The organism is Reichenbachiella agarivorans (genome assembly GCF_025502585.1).
GTDB classification, from domain to species: Bacteria; Bacteroidota; Bacteroidia; order Cytophagales; family Cyclobacteriaceae; genus Reichenbachiella; species Reichenbachiella agarivorans.
Genome location: NZ_CP106679.1, coordinates 598412 through 613863, shown reverse-complemented (window position 1 = coordinate 613863; position 15452 = coordinate 598412). Strand labels below are relative to the sequence as shown.

Below are 15452 nucleotides of genomic sequence, written 5' to 3'. Positions count from 1 at the left end.
ATGAGTATATTAAAAAAACCGATAGTTACAGAGAAAGTTTCTGCTTTGAACGAGAGTGGGAGATATGGTTTCGTGGTAGATAAAGATGCCAACAAAGTCGAAATCAAGAAGGAAGTAGAGAAAGTTTACGGTGTGACTGTAGAGAGTGTAAACACAATGGTTTACCCTGGCAAAGCGAAAACAAAGTATACCAAGTCAAAAGTTGTTTCTGGAAGAACTAATTCTTACAAGAAGGCGATTGTACAGGTAGCTGAAGGAGATATAATTGATTTTTACGGAGGAGTATAAATAGTTAAAAAATGGCTGTAAGAAAATTAAAACCAATAACTCCGGGTACCAGATATAGAGTAGCACCTGTATTTGAGGAGATAACTACATCTACTCCGGAAAAATCGTTGACGAAATCAACACACCGCACGGGCGGCAGAAACAATAGTGGTCGTATGACTATTAGAAATGTTGGTGGTGGTCACAAAAGAAAATACAGAGAGATCGATTTCAAAAGAGACAAGCATGGCATTCCTGCTGTAGTGAAGTCTGTGGAGTACGATCCGATGAGAACTGCTAGAATTGCTTTGCTTTACTATGCTGATGGAGAAAAGAGATACATCATCGCGCCAAATGGTGTGAAGGTAGGTCAGACCTTGTTGTCTGGACCAGGTATCGCTCCTGAAGTAGGTAACACACTTCCGTTGTCTGATATTCCACTAGGTACGATCATTCACAACGTAGAGTTGAAACCAGGTAGAGGTGCGGCAATGGCTAGAAGTGCTGGAACTTATGTTCAGCTGTTGGCTAGAGAAGGAAAATATGCAACAGTAAAACTTCCTTCAGGTGAAATGAGAATGGTCTTAGTAGTTTGTTTGGCTACTGTCGGTACAGTATCTAATGGCGATCATATGAACGTCGTATTGGGTAAGGCTGGTAGAAACAGATGGTTGGGTAGAAGACCAAGAGTAAGAGGTGTGGCGATGAACCCAGTAGATCACCCAATGGGTGGTGGTGAAGGTAAGTCTTCAGGAGGTCATCCAAGATCTAGAAATGGCATTTTTGCAAAAGGTCAAAAAACTAGAACACCTAAGAAATATTCTAACAAGTTCATCATTGGTAAAAACAAATAAGCAATGGGAAGATCATTAAAAAAAGGACCTTATATAGATTTTAGACTGGAAAGTAAGGTCGATACGATGAATGATTCTGGCAAGAAGGCCGTAATCAAGACTTGGTCTAGAAGATCTATGATATCTCCAGACTTTGTAGGACACACTTTCGCTGTGCACAATGGGAACAAATTTATCCCTGTATTTGTGACAGAGAACATGGTAGGACACAAATTGGGTGAATTCGCTCCAACGCGTAACTTCAGAGGTCACATCAACAAGAAGGATAAAAAGAGATAATTAGCGAAACTATGGAAGCTGTAGCAAAATTAAATAATGTACCAACTTCGCCTCGAAAAATGAGGGTAGTAGCTGATTTGGTAAGAGGCCAAAGAGTGAACAACGCTTTGAATATATTGAAGTTTGAAGCTAAGCAAGGTGCTGATAGAATAGAGAAATTATTACTTTCTGCGATCTCAAATTGGGAGATTAAGAATGAAGATGCCAAGCTAGAAGAGGCCGATCTATATGTGAAGTCAATCTTCGTAGATAGTGGCAGAATCTTGAAGAGATTGAGACCTGCTCCGCAAGGTAGAGCTCATAGAATCAGAAAGAGATCAAATCACGTAACAGTGATCGTTGATAGCTTCAAAGCTTCAGAAGGTAAGCAAGAAAGTAACACTGAAAATTCAGAAAACTAATACAAATGGGACAAAAAGTAAACCCTGTAGGACTTAGATTAGGAATCGTTAAAGGTTGGGATTCCAACTGGTATGGTGGCAAGACGTTTCCAGATAAATTGGTAGAAGATACCAAAATCAGAAACTACATCGATGTGCGTATTCCTAAAGGAGGAATTTCTAAAGTTGTAATTGAAAGAACAATCAAAAGAATCACTTTGACTATTCATACTGCCAGACCAGGCGTTGTGATCGGTAAAGGAGGATCTGAAGTTGATCGTATCAAAGAAGAGCTTAAGAAGCTAACCGGTAAAGATCTTCAAATCAACATATTTGAAATCAAAAGACCAGAGTTAGACGCAGTATTAGTTGGTCAATCAATCGCTCAGCAGTTGAAAGCTAGAATCTCTTTTAGAAGAGCTATGAAGCAAGCAATTGCCGCTACAATGAGAGTAGGAGCCGAAGGAATCAAGATCAAGTGTTCTGGAAGATTAGGAGGAGCAGAGATGGCAAGATCTGAGCAGTACAAAGAAGGCAGAGTGCCACTTCATACACTCAGAGCAGATATTGATTATGCTATATCTGAGGCTGATACCATCTACGGTAAAATCGGAATCAAAGTATGGATCTTCAAAGGTGAAGTCTATGGCAAAAGAGACTTGTCTCCAAACATAGGCGCGGCAAGTCAGCAGTCAACTGGTGGCAACAGTAATAGCCGTAAACCTAACAGACCTGCAGCTGGGGCTCCTAGACGAAATAGAAAATAATTTTTTTCAATTATCCACTGAGTTGGAATTAAAGAATTAAGAAATGTTACAACCAAAAAGAACCAAGTTCAGAAAGAAACAGAAAGGCAGAGTTAAGGGTATTGCTCAGAGAGGACATACGCTGGCTTTCGGTACTTTTGGTATCAAGTCTTTGGAACCAGGATGGATTACCAGTAGACAAATAGAAGCTTCTAGGATTGCTATGACTAGAGCGATGAAAAGAGAAGGTCAGGTTTGGATTAGAATTTTCCCAGACAAACCGATCACTAAGAAGCCTGCTGAAGTAAGGATGGGTAAAGGTAAAGGAGCTCCAGAATACTGGGTAGCTACTGTAAGACCTGGTACACTACTTTTCGAAGCAGCAGGTGTAAGCCAAGAGACGGCACAAGAAGCTTTGAGATTAGCTCAGCAGAAGTTGCCGATTAGAACAAAGTTTGTTGTTAGAAGAGATTTTCAGGGATAAGGTTTAACCTCTCTGATTAAATTATAGAACTATGAAAAATTCTGAAATAAAAGGATTGTCATTAGAGGAGTTAAAATCTAAAGTGGCAGCTGAGAAGGATAGCTTGGATAAGCTGAAAATTTGCTCATGCAATTACCCCTATAGAAAACCCAATGAGGTTGAAAGACTCTAAGAAATTGGTAGCAAGGTTAAACACTGAAATCAGAGCTAAGCAATTGGCTCAACAATAAGTTCACGATGGAAACCAGAAATTTAAGAAAAGAACGTATCGGAAAAGTAGTAAGTAACAAAATGGATAAGACCATTACTGTTGAAGTACTACGTAAGGTGAAGCACCCAATATACGGTAAGTTTATGAGCACAACTAAGAAGTTTGCTGCTCATGATGAAAACAATGATTGCGGTGAAGGTGATACTGTAAAGATCATGGAGACAAGACCTTTGTCTAAAAATAAAAGGTGGAGATTAGTAGAAATTATCGAAAGAGCTAAATAACAATGGTACAACAAGAGTCAAGACTTAGTGTAGCGGATAATAGTGGTGCTAAAGAAGTGCTTTGCATCCGCGTGTTAGGAGGTACTGGTAAAAGGTACGCTTCTGTTGGAGATAAAATTGTTGTTTCGGTGAAGTCAGCAATTTCTTCTAGTAACCTTAAAAAAGGTACTGTTTCAAAAGCAGTAGTTGTTAGAACCAAAAAGGAGATCCGTAGAAAAGATGGATCTTATATCAGATTCGAAGACAACGCTGCGGTACTTCTAGGTGGAAATGACGAGCCAAGAGGAACAAGGATTTTCGGGCCAGTGGCTAGAGAATTAAGAGAGAAGCAATTCATGAAGATTGTTTCATTGGCACCAGAAGTGCTTTAAGAATTGAAGTCTAATTAGAAGAAATATTAGAACATGAAATTTCACGTAAAAAAAGGAGACACTGTAAAGGTTATATCTGGGAATTCCAAAGGGAAGACTGGAGCTATACTAGAGGTAGATCCAAGCAAGTATAGAGCGATAGTAGAGGGTGTAAATATGGTAACTAAGCACACCAAACCTTCTGCAACGAATCCAGAAGGAGGCATCAAGAAAGTTGAAGCTTCTATTCACATCAGTAATCTGATGTTAGTTGACCCTGCTACAGGACAAGCTACCAAAGTAGCTAGAAAAGCAGGTGACGATGGGAAATTAGTAAGAGTATCAAAAAAAACCGGGGAGGTGATCAATGGCTAATCCTAGATTAAGAACCAAATACACAGAGGAGATTGTTCCTGCATTGAAAGAGAAATTTCAATACAAATCAGTAATGCAAGTACCTAAGATCGAAAAAATATCGATCAACAGAGGTATTGGTGATGCTGTATCTGATAAGAAACTAGTAGACCATGGTGTTGCTGAGTTGACTCAAATCACTGGACAAAAGGCAGTTGCTACTTTGTCTAAAAAGGCGATCTCTAACTTTAAGTTAAGAGAAGACATGCCTATCGGTGCTAGAGTTACTTTGAGAGGTGACAAAATGTACGAATTCCTTGACAGATTGATGACTGTAGCTCTACCACGAGTAAGAGATTTCAAAGGCATCAAGGACAAAGGTTTTGACGGCAGAGGTAATTATACGCTTGGAGTAAAGGAGCAAATTATTTTCCCTGAGATTTCGATTGACAAGATCAATAAAATCGCTGGTATGGACATCACTTTCGTGACTACTGCTAGCACTGATGAAGAAAGTTACGAATTGTTGAAAGCGTTTGGTATGCCATTCGCCGGAAAAAATAATAATTGATATGGCAAGAGAATCAATAAAAGCCAGAGAGCGCAAAAGAGAAAGACTAGTCGCTAAGTATGCTACAAAAAGAGCAGAACTAAAAGCAGCAGGTGATTTCGAAGGTTTGGATAAACTACCTAGAAACTCTTCTAAAGTAAGATTGCACAACAGATGTAAGCTTACTGGTAGACCAAAAGGTTACATGAGAAAGTTTGGTATTTCAAGGGTTACGTTCCGTGAAATGGCAAGCGCAGGAAAAATTCCTGGTGTAACGAAAGCTAGCTGGTAAAAGAGTTTTTAAAATATAAAATATTAACTAACTTTGCACCCCTGTTAAAAAAATAGGGGTAAAGTATACTGTAATGACAGATCCAATAGCAGATTATTTAACAAGATTGAGAAACGCTATCCAAGCGAATCATAGAATCGTCGAGATCCCTGCTTCTAATGTAAAGAAGGAGATCACTAAAGTGTTGATGGACAAGGGTTTCATCCGCAACTATAAGTTCGAAGATGATGGCGTTCAGGGGAAAATCAGAATTGCATTGAAGTACAATGCTCAAACCAAAGAATCGGCCATAGTGCACCTAGAAAGAGTGTCTAAGCCTGGTTTGAGAAAGTACGCGCAAGCTGACGCATTACCTAGAGTTTTAAATGGGCTTGGTATTGCAATTTTATCTACATCAAAGGGTGTGATCTCTAATAAAGAGGCACAAGGACTCAATGTAGGTGGAGAAGTATTGTGTTACGTTTATTAATTAGATTAAGATGTCACGAGTAGGAAACAAAGCAATAGCAGTACCACAAGGAGTCGATATTAAAATTGATGGGTCTACTGTAATTGTCAAAGGAGCAAAAGGTAGCTTGACAAGAGAAATCGATAGCGACTTTGACTTATCTCTAGAGGAGGGGTCGCTTACGGTAAAGAGACCAACTGACCAAAAAAGACACAAGGCGTTGCACGGTCTTTATAGATCATTGATCAACAATATGGTTATTGGCGTATCTGATGGATATGTCAAAACTTTGGAATTGGTAGGTGTGGGATACAAAGCAGCTGTACAAGGACAAGTTCTGGAATTGAACTTGGGATACTCTCACAATATTTTCATGGAGATTCCTTCTGAAATTAAAGTGGGTGCTGAGACTTTGAAGGGTAAGAACCCAGTGGTAACATTGGAATCTACTGACAAAGAATTGGTAGGTGAAGTAGCCGCTAAGATTAGATCACTCAGAAAGATCGAGCCTTATAAAGGAAAGGGTATCAGATTTGTTGGTGAAATTGTTAGAAGAAAAGCTGGTAAAACTGCTTCTAAATAAGATATAGACATGGCAATTACTAAAGAACAAAGAAGACTTAGAATAAGAAGAGGTATCCGTAACAAAGTGAGCGGAACTGCCGAAAGACCAAGATTGTCTGTATTCAAAAGCAACAAAGCAATCTATGCACAGTTGATTGATGATGCTAATGGTAGTACACTAGTAGCAAGTTCTTCTGCTGAGTTGGGAGCTGGTACAGTAAATATGACTTCTTCTAAAGAAGTTGGAAAGAAATTGGCTGAAAAGGCTGCAGGTAGTGGTATCAGCAGTGTCGTTTTTGATAGAGGAGGATATCCATATCACGGTAAAATCAAAGCCTTGGCAGAAGGGGCTAGAGAAGGAGGCCTTAAATTTTAATTGATTATGTCTAAGAATAACTTAAGAGCTATAAAGGCAAGTGAGATGGAGCTACAAGAAAAAGTAGTGGCTATCAAAAGAGTTGCCAAGGTGGTGAAAGGCGGTAGAAGATTTAGTTTCTCTGCAATCGTTGTGGTTGGAGATGGTAATGGTGTAGTAGGTTATGGTTTGGGTAAAGCCAATGAGGTAACTGATTCTATCACTAAAGGAATCGATGACGCTAAGAAGAATTTGGTAAGAGTGCCAGTATTCAAAGGAACCGTTCCTCATGATGCAATTGGTAAGTTTGGTGGTGGATTCGTATTGTTGAAGCCTGCGGCTCAAGGTACTGGTGTAATTGCTGGTGGTGCAATGAGAGCTGTATTGGAAAGTGCTGGTGTACACGATGTACTAGCTAAATCTAAAGGTTCTTCTAACCCACATAACGTGGTAAAAGCGACTTTCGATGCACTGAATAAGATGAGAGATCCATTGGCGGTAGCTCAACAAAGAGGTGTGGAATTATCTAAAGTTTTTAACGGATAAGAAGATGGCGAAAGTAGTAATTACACAAGTAAGAAGTCTTATCAAAAGACCAAATGATCAAAAGTTGACTATGAAGGCTTTGGGTCTAGGCAAGATGAATAGATCAGTTGAGAAAGACTTGACTCCTCAAATAGAGGGAATGATTAGAAAGGTGGCACACTTGGTGTCTGTAGAGAATAAATAGTTTTAGGACTTATTTCTGAAATATTAAAGAGATGAAATTAAATACTTTAAAGCCTGCAGAAGGATCAACAAAATCTGACAGAAGAATAGGCAGAGGTCAAGGATCTGGTAGAGGGGGGACTTCTACAAAAGGTCACAAAGGAGCTAAGTCTAGATCTGGTTATTCTAGAAAGGCTGGTTTCGAAGGTGGACAAATGCCTTTGTATAGAAGAGTGCCAAAATTTGGTTTTAAATCTCCTAACAGAGTTGAAACCAAACCTATTAATCTTGATACCATTCAAGAGTTGGCTACCAAAACTGGTTTGTCAGCTTTGACTTTTGAAGTTCTGATGGACAATGGTCTTGCAGGAAAGAATGATGTGGTAAAAGTATTAGGTAGAGGAGCATTGACAGCTAAAATTGATGTTTCTGCTCACTCATTTTCTAAATCTGCTATCGAGGCAATCGAGAAAGCAGGTGGAAAAGCAACTACGCTATAATATATGAAAAAGTTTTTTAGTACGATAAGGAATATTTTTTCTATTGAGGATCTCAGAGTCAGGATTCTGAATACAATAGGGTTTTTGATCATTTTCAGATTAGGAACTTTTGTTGTTTTGCCTGGTATTGATCCTTCCAAATTGGCTGACAAGGCTGAAGGAATATTTGGCTTACTCGATACATTCTTGGGTGGTGCATTCAACAATGCTTCCATCTTTGGTCTTGGTATTATGCCTTACATTTCTGCATCTATCGTGATTCAACTTTTGACTATGGCAGTGCCATATTTCCAAAAGTTGCAAAAGGAAGGTGATAGTGGTAGAAAGAAGATCAATCAGATCACCAGAGTATTAACTATCGCGATCACTTTTGCTCAAGGTAGTGCGTACTTAGCAGGTGCCATTCCAGCAGAAGCTATCGTATTAGAAAATAAGGTAATGTTTACCTTTTCAGCACTTGTGATTTTGACATCTGGTACAATTTTCTGTATGTGGCTGGGTGAAAAAATAACTGATAAAGGTATTGGGAATGGTATATCAATGCTGATTATGATCGGTATTATATCACGTTTTCCTGGTAGCTTATTACAAGAAGCAATCACTCGTGGTATGAGTGAAGCATTGTTCTTCTTGTTAGAATTAATCGCATTGTTCTTTGTCGTGATGGCAGTGGTTCTTTTGACTCAAGCGGTGAGAAGAATACCTGTGCAGTACGCGAAGCAAGTAGTAGGCAACAAGGTGTATGGTGGTCAACGCCAGTACATTCCTTTGAAAGTGAATTCAGCTGGTGTCATGCCAATTATCTTCGCTCAATCATTGATGTTTTTGCCTGCAATGATTGCAAGTTATTTTGCTGACTCTAGTGACGTGGCACAGTACATTGGTGCTACTTTCTCTAATTTTCAGTCATGGCAATATAATTTGACCTTTGGGATAATGATTGTATTGTTTACATTTTTCTATACTGCTATATCGGTCAATCCTAATCAGATTGCTGACGACATGAAGAGAAATGGAGGTTTCATTCCGGGTGTTAAGCCAGGATCGGCAACTTCAGAATTCATAGATACTGTATTGACTAGAGTGACATTGCCTGGATCTTTGTTCTTGGCGATGGTAGCTGTCATGCCAGCTTTCGCGCAGATGGCTGGAGTAAGTACCAACTTTGCTCAGTTTTTTGGAGGGACTTCTCTTTTGATTATGGTAGGTGTTATTTTGGACACGCTGCAGCAAATAGAGAGCTATCTACTCATGAGACATTATGAGGGAATGATGAAGTCTGGTAAGCTGAAAGGAAGATCTGAAAACATAGCAGTAGCTTAACTAAATATTATTATGGCTAAGCAAGCTTCTATAGAGCAAGACGGTACAATTAAGGAAGCATTGTCAAATGCAATGTTCCGTGTGGAATTAGAAAATGGACATGAGGTTATTGCCCATATATCTGGTAAAATGAGAATGCATTATATCAAAATTTTACCAGGAGATAAAGTCAAAATGGAGATGTCTCCATATGATTTAAGTAAAGGAAGAATAGTTTATCGCTATAAATAGAAAATTATGAAGGTTAGAGCATCCGTCAAGAAAAGAAGCGCTGACTGCAAAGTCATTCGTAGAAACGGAAAGGTATACGTTATTAACAAAAAGAACCCAAGGTTCAAGCAAAGACAAGGATAATTATGGCTAGGATTTCAGGAGTAGATATTCCAGATAACAAGAGAGGTGAAGTTTCACTTACTTATATTTTTGGACTAGGTCGTAGCTCAGCTCAGAAAATTTTGACTGAGGCGGGTGTTGATTGGAGCAAAAAAGTTTCTGAATGGACAGAAGACGAAGCTGGAAAAGTTAGAACTATCATTAGTGAAAACTTTAAAGTAGAGGGTGTTCTTAAATCAGAGATTCAGCTCAACATCAAGAGATTGCTTGACATTGGTTGTTATAGAGGATTGAGACACAGAAGAGGTCTTCCAGTAAGAGGTCAGCATACTAAAAACAATGCTAGAACTAGAAAGGGTAAAAGAAAAACTGTTGCCAATAAGAAGAAGGCTACTAAATAATAATTGACAATGGCACAAAAAAGAAAAGACAAAAGTAGAAAAAGAGTCGTTGTTGTTGAGCCGATCGGGCAAGCGCACATCAAAGCATCGTTCAACAATATAATTATCTCTTTGACCAACCAAACAGGTCAAGTGATATCATGGGCATCTGCTGGTAAAATGGGCTTTAAGGGTTCTAAGAAAAACACTCCATATGCTGCTCAGGTAGCTGCTCAGGAATGTGCACAGACTGCTTACGAACTTGGTCTTAGAAAAGTAGAGGTCTTTGTAAAAGGTCCTGGTGCAGGTAGAGAGTCTGCAATTAGAACTATCCAGAACGCTGGTATCGAAGTAACTATGATCAAAGATGTTACTCCATTACCACACAATGGATGTAGACCTCCGAAAAGAAGAAGAGTTTAATATTATTTAGAAGAATAGGAAATGGCAAGATATAGAGGACCAAAAACAAAAATTGCGAGAAAGTTTAACGACGCAATCTATGGGCCAGACAAGACTTTAGCTAAAAAGAACTACCCTCCTGGACAACACGGTAGAGGTAGAAGAAAGAAGCAGTCAGAATATGCGATTCAGTTGGCTGAAAAGCAAAAAGCTAAATACACCTATGGCTTGTTGGAGAAGCAATTCTCTAATTTGTTTGATCACGCTTCAAGAAAAAGTGGTATCACAGGTGAAATACTATTGCAACTTTTGGAATCTAGATTGGATAACGTTGTATTCAGATTAGGAATAGCTCCTACAAGAAATGCAGCTAGACAATTGGTTCTGCACAAGCATGTGACAGTCAATGGAGACGTTCTAAACATACCTTCTTACTCTGTGAAAATAGGTGATGTGATCGCCGTGAGAGAGAAGTCTAAATCTTTGGAGGCAATTACTTATAGCCTTTCAAGAGGAAGTGCTACTAAGTACCCTTGGTTAGAGTGGAATACTTCTGAATTGAGTGGTAAGTTTATGGTAGTGCCTACGAGAGAAGAGATCCCTGAGAATATCAAGGAGCAGTTGATCGTCGAATTGTACTCTAAATAATATATTCATTAATATTTAAGCAAGAAATAATTATGTCAATACTAGCATTTCAAATGCCTGAGAAAGTGGTAATGGAGAAAGCTGATGATTTTCATGGCTTATTTACTTTCAAACCACTTGAGCAGGGCTATGGTGTAACAGTCGGTAATGCATTGAGAAGAATCTTATTGTCTTCATTGGAAGGTTACGCTATAACTGGAATTAAAATCCCTGGAGTATTGCATGAATTTTCTACAATAGAAGGTGTAGTAGAAGACGTGTCTGAAATCATTTTGAACCTAAAAATGGTTAGGTTTAAAAAGACTGGAGACGTAGCGGATAGTAAGATTGTAGTAAGTTTATCTGGCAAGAAGGAATTCAAGGCAGGTGATATCAATAGCGCTACTGACGCATTCGAAATCCTAAATCCAGATCATGTGATCTGCAATATGGATGAAAGTGTGAAATTTGAGATTGAATTGTCAATCGACAAAGGTAGAGGTTATGTAGCTGCAGATGAGAATAGACCTGGCGAGCAAGTGTTTGGTTATATTCCAATCGATGCTATCTTCACACCAATCAAAAATGTAAAGTTCTCTGTAGAAAATACGAGGGTAGAGCAAAAAACCGATTACGAACAGTTGATACTGGATATCGAAACGGATGGTTCTATTCACCCTGAGAATGCATTGAAAGGTGCTGCTAACATTTTGATTCAACATTTCATGTTGTTCTCAGATCAGACTATGATCTTGGATACACATGATGCAGGTGAACCTGAGGCTGTGGATGAAGAAATGCTTCACATGAGAAAGCTTCTTAAAACAGGCTTGAATGATTTGGATCTGTCAGTTAGAGCATACAATTGCTTGAAGGCTGCTGATGTGAGATCATTGGGAGACTTGGTAAGACTAGAGATTTCTGACATGATGAAGTTCAGAAACTTTGGTAAGAAATCACTAGCTGAACTAGAGCAACTAGTAGCTGATAAGAACTTAACTTTTGGCATGGATTTGTCAAAATATAAATTAGACGAGGATTAAAAATGAGACACGGGAAGAAATTTAATCATTTAGGTAGAAATGCATCGCACAGAGGCGCGATGTTATCTAACATGGCTTCTTCTTTGATTTTGCACAAGAGAATTACAACTACTGTTGCAAAAGCAAAAGCTTTAAGAAAGTATGTAGAGCCGATCATCACAAGAGCGAAAGATGATACAACTCATTCAAGAAGAGTGGTTTTCTCTTACTTGCAAAATAAAGAGTCTGTCAAAGAATTGTTTGGTGGAGTGGCTGACAAAGTAGCCAACAGACCAGGTGGATATACTCGTATTTTCAAAACTGGAAATAGATTGGGTGACAATGCTGATATGTGTATCATGGAGTTGGTTGATTACAACGAACTGTTGCTACAAGAGGCTGCACCTGCTAAAGCTAAGACAAGAAGAAGCAGAAGAGGAAAAGGTGAATCAACAGAAGCTGCAGCTGCTCCAGCAGTAGAAGCGAAGGCTGAAGAGGTTGCTCCAGAAGCAAAAGCAGATGATTCTTCTGCCAATGAGGCCTCTGCTGAGGATTCTGATAAAGAAGACAAAGAATAATTGAAAAGGATATAATCATATGAAAGCCATCTCGATAAGTTTCGAGATGGCTTTTTTTATGGAAAAAAAATGGTCAGATTTGCGGTGATTTATTCACCCAGATAATAGCTCGTATGAAATTAAAACAAAGAGAAAAAGCATTTTTACTTTTAGAAGACGGTAGCTACTTTGAAGGACTTTCAATAGGTAGTAAAGGAACGAGTGGAGGTGAAATATGCTTCAATACTGGTATGACTGGATACCAGGAGGTCTATACAGACCCATCTTATTTTGGTCAAATCATTGTCAATACCAATTCGCATATAGGAAACTATGGCGCGGTTGATCTAGAACAAGAATCAGACAGACCAAAAATCAATGGCCTAGTAGTCAATGAGTATTCTGAAATCCATAGTAGACAGGATGGTGAGTCTACGCTAGATGAATATTTGTCACAGCATGGTATAGTGGGGATATCCAACTTGGATACCCGCAGTATTGTCAAGCAGATCAGAAACAAGGGTGCTATGAATGCTATCATCTCCTCAGAGTATCAATCTATTGAGGAGCTGAAGAAAGAGTTGGATAAGGTACCTAGTATGGATCACTTGGAGTTGTCTAGCAAGGTGACTACCAAAGAGAGCTATATGATCAATGAAGGTGGCGAATTCAAAGTGGCAGTTCTTGACATAGGAGTGAAAAAATCAATTTTGTCCAATATGGTCACCAGAGGTTGTGAACTGAAGGTATTTCCTGCTGAGACCAGTTTTGCAGAAATGAAGGCTTATAATCCAGATGGCTATTTTATATCCAATGGACCTGGAGATCCTTCTGCCATGCCGTATGCCATTGAAACAGTGCAGCAAATACTGGAAGAGAACAAACCCATGTTTGGAATTTGTTTAGGGCATCAAATTATTGCCTTGGCTAATGGCGTAAGCACCTACAAAATGCACCATGGACACAGAGGTCTCAATCATCCTGTGAAAAACCTAGTTACGGGTCTTAGCGAAATCACTTCTCAAAATCACGGTTTTGCCGTCAACAGAGAAGAGCTAGAGGCGTCTGATAAATTAGAATTAACACACATTAATCTCAATGATAATACGGTAGCTGGTATCAGAGTAAAGGGCAAACCTGCTTTCTCGGTGCAACATCACCCAGAGGCATCTCCTGGACCTCACGATGCGAGGTATTTATTTGACGATTTCATTCAACTAATAAAAAAACATAAAGAATCATGAGTTTGATAGAAAGTGTATTTGCAAGACAAATACTGGATTCGAGAGGTAATCCTACCATCGAAGTAGATGTAATAACAGAAAATGGTGTGTTAGGTAGGGCTGCGGTTCCGTCTGGTGCTTCAACAGGAGTCAACGAGGCTGTGGAGCTAAGAGATGGCGATAAATCTGTATACCTAGGTAAAGGGGTATTGAAAGCTGTTGAAAATGTAAACGACATCCTTCAGCCAGAATTGCTTGGCTTGTCTGTATTTGATCAAAGATACATTGACTTTTTGATGATAGAATTGGATGGTACTGATACTAAGTCTAAGTTGGGAGCAAACGCGATCTTGGGTGTTTCTTTGGCAGTAGCCAAAGCAGCAGCAGAGGAATTGGGCTTGCCATTGTTTAGATACATCGGTGGTACCAATGCACACACATTGCCAGTACCTATGATGAACATCATCAATGGTGGATCTCACTCTGATGCGACGATTGCATTCCAAGAGTTTATGATCAGACCAGTAGGCGCTTCTACTTTCTCTCAAGCGATGCAAATGGGTGCTGAGACTTTCCATGCACTGAAGAAAATTCTTCACGATAAGGGATTGAGTACTGCAGTAGGTGATGAAGGAGGATTTGCTCCGGCGTTTACAGGAGGTACTGAAGAAGCTTTGGAAAGCGTGTTGAGTGCGATCAAAGCTGCTGGATACGAGCCAGGCAAAGATATCACAATCGGATTGGATTGTGCTTCTTCGGAGTTCTTCGTGGATGGTAAATATGACTACTCTAAATTCGAAGGGCCAAACGGTAAGAAAAGAAATGCTGAAGAGCAAGTAGCTTATTTGGCTGAATTGGTTGAGAAATACCCAATCGATTCTATCGAAGATGGTTGTGCTGAAGAAGATTGGTCAACTTGGGCTATGTTGACAGCGAAAATCGGTCACAAATGTCAATTGGTAGGTGACGATCTATTCGTAACCAACGTGAAATTCTTACAAAGAGGAATCAACGAAAAATCTGCTAACTCTATCTTGATCAAAGTAAACCAAATCGGAACTTTGTCTGAAACATTAGATGCTATCGAAATGGCTCACAAAGCTGGTTTCACTGCAGTAGTTTCTCATAGATCAGGTGAAACAGAAGATTCTACGATTGCTGATATCGCAGTAGCGACCAATGCTGGACAAATCAAAACTGGTTCATTGTCAAGATCTGATAGAATGGCTAAGTACAACCAATTGCTTAGAATCGAAGAAGAATTGGGTGAGACAGCTAGATTCCCGCAAAAAGCTTAATCTAGTTTTTTGACATAAAATACAAAGGCCTCTGATCATATCGGAGGCCTTTTTCGTTTTCAAGTAGCCAAGCCAGGGATCGAACCTGGATCAATCGTTTAGGAAACGACTATTCTATCCGTTGAACTACATGGCCATGTGATTAAGCTTCAAATTAATTATGGATTCGTGTAAAATGCCCTTTTTTCTCTGAATATTTTAGTCAGAAACGAATAATTCAGTCTTGTAAGCAATGTGTAGAACTGAGTGAGGCAACTTCAAGCATGAGATTCTATCAGAGATTTCAATTGCTCCTTGCTCGCAGTACCTGAGTGTCTCCAGAGTATTTGTCCTTGTTTGAAGAGAATCAAAGTAGGAATGCTCTTGATCTGATAGACCTGTGATGCTTTTGGGTTTTTGTCCACATCGACTTTGATGACTTTTCCTTTGTCTCCTAGTTCGGATGAAAGTTCCGTCAAGACAGGTGCCATCATTTGGCAAGGCCCACACCAATCCGCATAAAAGTCTACCAATACGGGTCGATCACTGTTGATGATATCTGAAAATGTAGCCATGAGGGTTTTGTTTTGCTAGTAACAAAGTTAAAGAGTGAATTGGTTCATTGAGATAAAGAAAAGGTCTCATGTGCTGTGCACTGAGACCTTTTTATGTGTTGTTGTGT

28 protein-coding genes, 1 tRNA gene and 1 pseudogene are annotated in these 15452 nt (G+C 39.3%); 28 read left to right on the top strand and 2 right to left on the bottom strand.

Features of this window, described 5'->3' with window-relative positions; genetic code table 11:
* The 28 genes and pseudogenes from rplW (at nt 1) to eno (ending at nt 14791) form a co-directional block, all read left to right on the top strand.
* Nucleotides 1-288: a 50S ribosomal protein L23 gene (gene rplW, locus N6H18_RS02425; protein ID WP_262310250.1), complete on the top strand. Its 288-nt coding sequence runs from the start codon at nt 1-3 to the stop codon at nt 286-288.
* 11 nt (nt 289-299) lie between these two features.
* Nucleotides 300-1121, top strand: coding sequence for a 50S ribosomal protein L2 (gene rplB / locus N6H18_RS02420; RefSeq protein WP_262310249.1), 822 nt, complete (start codon nt 300-302; stop codon nt 1119-1121).
* Between the two features lie 3 nt (nt 1122-1124).
* Nucleotides 1125-1400, top strand: a complete 276-nt coding sequence (gene rpsS / locus N6H18_RS02415; RefSeq protein ID WP_262310248.1) for a 30S ribosomal protein S19 — start codon at nt 1125-1127, stop codon at nt 1398-1400.
* An 11-nt stretch (nt 1401-1411) separates the two neighbouring features.
* On the top strand, nt 1412-1801 hold the full coding sequence (gene rplV, locus N6H18_RS02410; protein ID WP_262310247.1) for a 50S ribosomal protein L22: 390 nt from the start codon (nt 1412-1414) through the stop codon (nt 1799-1801).
* A 5-nt stretch (nt 1802-1806) separates the two neighbouring features.
* Nucleotides 1807-2547 carry a 30S ribosomal protein S3 gene (gene rpsC, locus N6H18_RS02405; RefSeq protein ID WP_262310246.1) on the top strand — a complete coding sequence of 247 codons (741 nt, stop codon included), beginning with the start codon at nt 1807-1809 and terminating at the stop codon, nt 2545-2547.
* Nucleotides 2548-2590: 43 nt separating this feature from the next.
* Nucleotides 2591-3010, top strand: coding sequence for a 50S ribosomal protein L16 (gene rplP, locus N6H18_RS02400; protein WP_262310245.1), 420 nt, complete (start codon nt 2591-2593; stop codon nt 3008-3010).
* A gap of 31 nt (nt 3011-3041) precedes the next feature.
* Nucleotides 3042-3240 (top strand): annotated as a pseudogene (gene rpmC / locus N6H18_RS02395) (50S ribosomal protein L29).
* 7 nt (nt 3241-3247) lie between these two features.
* Entirely contained in the window at nt 3248-3505 is a 258-nt protein-coding gene (rpsQ, locus tag N6H18_RS02390) for a 30S ribosomal protein S17 (protein WP_262310243.1), read from the top strand.
* A 2-nt stretch (nt 3506-3507) separates the two neighbouring features.
* Nucleotides 3508-3876 carry a 50S ribosomal protein L14 gene (rplN, locus tag N6H18_RS02385; RefSeq protein ID WP_262310242.1) on the top strand — a complete coding sequence of 123 codons (369 nt, stop codon included), beginning with the start codon at nt 3508-3510 and terminating at the stop codon, nt 3874-3876.
* Nucleotides 3877-3909: 33 nt separating this feature from the next.
* Entirely contained in the window at nt 3910-4230 is a 321-nt protein-coding gene (gene rplX, locus N6H18_RS02380) for a 50S ribosomal protein L24 (RefSeq protein ID WP_262310241.1), read from the top strand.
* Nucleotides 4223-4780, top strand: a complete 558-nt coding sequence (gene rplE, locus N6H18_RS02375; protein ID WP_262310240.1) for a 50S ribosomal protein L5 — start codon at nt 4223-4225, stop codon at nt 4778-4780. Before rplX ends, rplE begins: the two co-directional genes overlap by 8 nt.
* A gap of 1 nt (nt 4781) precedes the next feature.
* A complete protein-coding gene (rpsN, locus tag N6H18_RS02370; RefSeq protein WP_262310239.1) occupies nt 4782-5051 on the top strand; it encodes a 30S ribosomal protein S14 in 270 nt (89 codons plus the stop codon).
* Between the two features lie 73 nt (nt 5052-5124).
* Nucleotides 5125-5520: a 30S ribosomal protein S8 gene (gene rpsH, locus N6H18_RS02365; protein WP_262310238.1), complete on the top strand. Its 396-nt coding sequence runs from the start codon at nt 5125-5127 to the stop codon at nt 5518-5520.
* Nucleotides 5521-5530: 10 nt separating this feature from the next.
* Nucleotides 5531-6082, top strand: a complete 552-nt coding sequence (rplF, locus tag N6H18_RS02360) for a 50S ribosomal protein L6 (RefSeq protein ID WP_262310237.1) — start codon at nt 5531-5533, stop codon at nt 6080-6082.
* Between the two features lie 9 nt (nt 6083-6091).
* On the top strand, nt 6092-6439 hold the full coding sequence (rplR, locus tag N6H18_RS02355; protein WP_262310236.1) for a 50S ribosomal protein L18: 348 nt from the start codon (nt 6092-6094) through the stop codon (nt 6437-6439).
* Between the two features lie 6 nt (nt 6440-6445).
* Nucleotides 6446-6964, top strand: coding sequence for a 30S ribosomal protein S5 (gene rpsE, locus N6H18_RS02350; RefSeq protein WP_262310235.1), 519 nt, complete (start codon nt 6446-6448; stop codon nt 6962-6964).
* A gap of 4 nt (nt 6965-6968) precedes the next feature.
* Nucleotides 6969-7148, top strand: a complete 180-nt coding sequence (gene rpmD / locus N6H18_RS02345; protein ID WP_262310234.1) for a 50S ribosomal protein L30 — start codon at nt 6969-6971, stop codon at nt 7146-7148.
* Between the two features lie 31 nt (nt 7149-7179).
* Complete coding sequence (gene rplO / locus N6H18_RS02340; protein WP_262310233.1) at nt 7180-7626, top strand: 50S ribosomal protein L15; 447 nt, start codon at nt 7180-7182, stop codon at nt 7624-7626.
* A gap of 3 nt (nt 7627-7629) precedes the next feature.
* Complete coding sequence (gene secY, locus N6H18_RS02335) at nt 7630-8949, top strand: preprotein translocase subunit SecY (protein ID WP_262310232.1); 1320 nt, start codon at nt 7630-7632, stop codon at nt 8947-8949.
* A gap of 12 nt (nt 8950-8961) precedes the next feature.
* Nucleotides 8962-9180, top strand: coding sequence for a translation initiation factor IF-1 (gene infA / locus N6H18_RS02330; RefSeq protein WP_073122829.1), 219 nt, complete (start codon nt 8962-8964; stop codon nt 9178-9180).
* Nucleotides 9181-9186: 6 nt separating this feature from the next.
* Entirely contained in the window at nt 9187-9303 is a 117-nt protein-coding gene (gene ykgO, locus N6H18_RS18710) for a type B 50S ribosomal protein L36 (protein ID WP_099599727.1), read from the top strand.
* A 2-nt stretch (nt 9304-9305) separates the two neighbouring features.
* The gene (gene rpsM, locus N6H18_RS02320; protein WP_262310231.1) at nt 9306-9683 is read left to right on the top strand and encodes a 30S ribosomal protein S13; all 378 of its coding nucleotides are present in this window, start codon (nt 9306-9308) and stop codon (nt 9681-9683) included.
* A gap of 9 nt (nt 9684-9692) precedes the next feature.
* Nucleotides 9693-10085: a 30S ribosomal protein S11 gene (rpsK, locus tag N6H18_RS02315; RefSeq protein ID WP_262310230.1), complete on the top strand. Its 393-nt coding sequence runs from the start codon at nt 9693-9695 to the stop codon at nt 10083-10085.
* 21 nt (nt 10086-10106) lie between these two features.
* Nucleotides 10107-10712 carry a 30S ribosomal protein S4 gene (rpsD, locus tag N6H18_RS02310; RefSeq protein ID WP_262310229.1) on the top strand — a complete coding sequence of 202 codons (606 nt, stop codon included), beginning with the start codon at nt 10107-10109 and terminating at the stop codon, nt 10710-10712.
* 32 nt (nt 10713-10744) lie between these two features.
* The gene (locus N6H18_RS02305) at nt 10745-11734 is read left to right on the top strand and encodes a DNA-directed RNA polymerase subunit alpha (RefSeq protein WP_262310228.1); all 990 of its coding nucleotides are present in this window, start codon (nt 10745-10747) and stop codon (nt 11732-11734) included.
* A gap of 2 nt (nt 11735-11736) precedes the next feature.
* On the top strand, nt 11737-12291 hold the full coding sequence (rplQ, locus tag N6H18_RS02300; RefSeq protein WP_262310227.1) for a 50S ribosomal protein L17: 555 nt from the start codon (nt 11737-11739) through the stop codon (nt 12289-12291).
* A gap of 113 nt (nt 12292-12404) precedes the next feature.
* A complete protein-coding gene (carA, locus tag N6H18_RS02295; RefSeq protein ID WP_262310226.1) occupies nt 12405-13514 on the top strand; it encodes a glutamine-hydrolyzing carbamoyl-phosphate synthase small subunit in 1110 nt (369 codons plus the stop codon).
* A complete protein-coding gene (gene eno / locus N6H18_RS02290) occupies nt 13511-14791 on the top strand; it encodes a phosphopyruvate hydratase (protein ID WP_262310225.1) in 1281 nt (426 codons plus the stop codon). Before carA ends, eno begins: the two co-directional genes overlap by 4 nt.
* A 64-nt stretch (nt 14792-14855) precedes the next feature.
* On the opposite strand, the gene N6H18_RS02285 is transcribed toward eno, so the two are convergent.
* Both N6H18_RS02285 and trxA read right to left on the bottom strand, forming a co-directional pair.
* Nucleotides 14856-14927 (bottom strand) — tRNA-Arg (locus N6H18_RS02285).
* A 121-nt stretch (nt 14928-15048) separates the two neighbouring features.
* Nucleotides 15049-15345 carry a thioredoxin gene (gene trxA, locus N6H18_RS02280; RefSeq protein ID WP_262310224.1) on the bottom strand — a complete coding sequence of 99 codons (297 nt, stop codon included), beginning with the start codon at nt 15343-15345 and terminating at the stop codon, nt 15049-15051.
* Between the last annotated feature and the right edge of the window lie 107 nt (nt 15346-15452).

Excerpts from the sequence above, each read along its gene's own strand:
- rplW (WP_262310250.1), top strand. The coding sequence starts at position 1 with ATGAGTATATTAAAAAAACCGATAGTTACAGAGAAAGTTTCTGCTTTG.
- rplB (WP_262310249.1), top strand. The coding sequence starts at position 300 with ATGGCTGTAAGAAAATTAAAACCAATAACTCCGGGTACCAGATATAGA.
- rpsS (WP_262310248.1), top strand. The coding sequence starts at position 1,125 with ATGGGAAGATCATTAAAAAAAGGACCTTATATAGATTTTAGACTGGAA.
- rplV (WP_262310247.1), top strand. The coding sequence starts at position 1,412 with ATGGAAGCTGTAGCAAAATTAAATAATGTACCAACTTCGCCTCGAAAA.
- rpsC (WP_262310246.1), top strand. The coding sequence starts at position 1,807 with ATGGGACAAAAAGTAAACCCTGTAGGACTTAGATTAGGAATCGTTAAA.
- rplP (WP_262310245.1), top strand. The coding sequence starts at position 2,591 with ATGTTACAACCAAAAAGAACCAAGTTCAGAAAGAAACAGAAAGGCAGA.
- rpsQ (WP_262310243.1), top strand. The coding sequence starts at position 3,248 with ATGGAAACCAGAAATTTAAGAAAAGAACGTATCGGAAAAGTAGTAAGT.
- rplN (WP_262310242.1), top strand. The coding sequence starts at position 3,508 with ATGGTACAACAAGAGTCAAGACTTAGTGTAGCGGATAATAGTGGTGCT.
- rplX (WP_262310241.1), top strand. The coding sequence starts at position 3,910 with ATGAAATTTCACGTAAAAAAAGGAGACACTGTAAAGGTTATATCTGGG.
- rplE (WP_262310240.1), top strand. The coding sequence starts at position 4,223 with ATGGCTAATCCTAGATTAAGAACCAAATACACAGAGGAGATTGTTCCT.
- rpsN (WP_262310239.1), top strand. The coding sequence starts at position 4,782 with ATGGCAAGAGAATCAATAAAAGCCAGAGAGCGCAAAAGAGAAAGACTA.
- rpsH (WP_262310238.1), top strand. The coding sequence starts at position 5,125 with ATGACAGATCCAATAGCAGATTATTTAACAAGATTGAGAAACGCTATC.
- rplF (WP_262310237.1), top strand. The coding sequence starts at position 5,531 with ATGTCACGAGTAGGAAACAAAGCAATAGCAGTACCACAAGGAGTCGAT.
- rplR (WP_262310236.1), top strand. The coding sequence starts at position 6,092 with ATGGCAATTACTAAAGAACAAAGAAGACTTAGAATAAGAAGAGGTATC.
- rpsE (WP_262310235.1), top strand. The coding sequence starts at position 6,446 with ATGTCTAAGAATAACTTAAGAGCTATAAAGGCAAGTGAGATGGAGCTA.
- rpmD (WP_262310234.1), top strand. The coding sequence starts at position 6,969 with ATGGCGAAAGTAGTAATTACACAAGTAAGAAGTCTTATCAAAAGACCA.
- rplO (WP_262310233.1), top strand. The coding sequence starts at position 7,180 with ATGAAATTAAATACTTTAAAGCCTGCAGAAGGATCAACAAAATCTGAC.
- secY (WP_262310232.1), top strand. The coding sequence starts at position 7,630 with ATGAAAAAGTTTTTTAGTACGATAAGGAATATTTTTTCTATTGAGGAT.
- infA (WP_073122829.1), top strand. The coding sequence starts at position 8,962 with ATGGCTAAGCAAGCTTCTATAGAGCAAGACGGTACAATTAAGGAAGCA.
- ykgO (WP_099599727.1), top strand. The coding sequence starts at position 9,187 with ATGAAGGTTAGAGCATCCGTCAAGAAAAGAAGCGCTGACTGCAAAGTC.
- rpsM (WP_262310231.1), top strand. The coding sequence starts at position 9,306 with ATGGCTAGGATTTCAGGAGTAGATATTCCAGATAACAAGAGAGGTGAA.
- rpsK (WP_262310230.1), top strand. The coding sequence starts at position 9,693 with ATGGCACAAAAAAGAAAAGACAAAAGTAGAAAAAGAGTCGTTGTTGTT.
- rpsD (WP_262310229.1), top strand. The coding sequence starts at position 10,107 with ATGGCAAGATATAGAGGACCAAAAACAAAAATTGCGAGAAAGTTTAAC.
- N6H18_RS02305 (WP_262310228.1), top strand. The coding sequence starts at position 10,745 with ATGTCAATACTAGCATTTCAAATGCCTGAGAAAGTGGTAATGGAGAAA.
- rplQ (WP_262310227.1), top strand. The coding sequence starts at position 11,737 with ATGAGACACGGGAAGAAATTTAATCATTTAGGTAGAAATGCATCGCAC.
- carA (WP_262310226.1), top strand. The coding sequence starts at position 12,405 with ATGAAATTAAAACAAAGAGAAAAAGCATTTTTACTTTTAGAAGACGGT.
- eno (WP_262310225.1), top strand. The coding sequence starts at position 13,511 with ATGAGTTTGATAGAAAGTGTATTTGCAAGACAAATACTGGATTCGAGA.
- trxA (WP_262310224.1), bottom strand. The coding sequence starts at position 15,345 with ATGGCTACATTTTCAGATATCATCAACAGTGATCGACCCGTATTGGTA.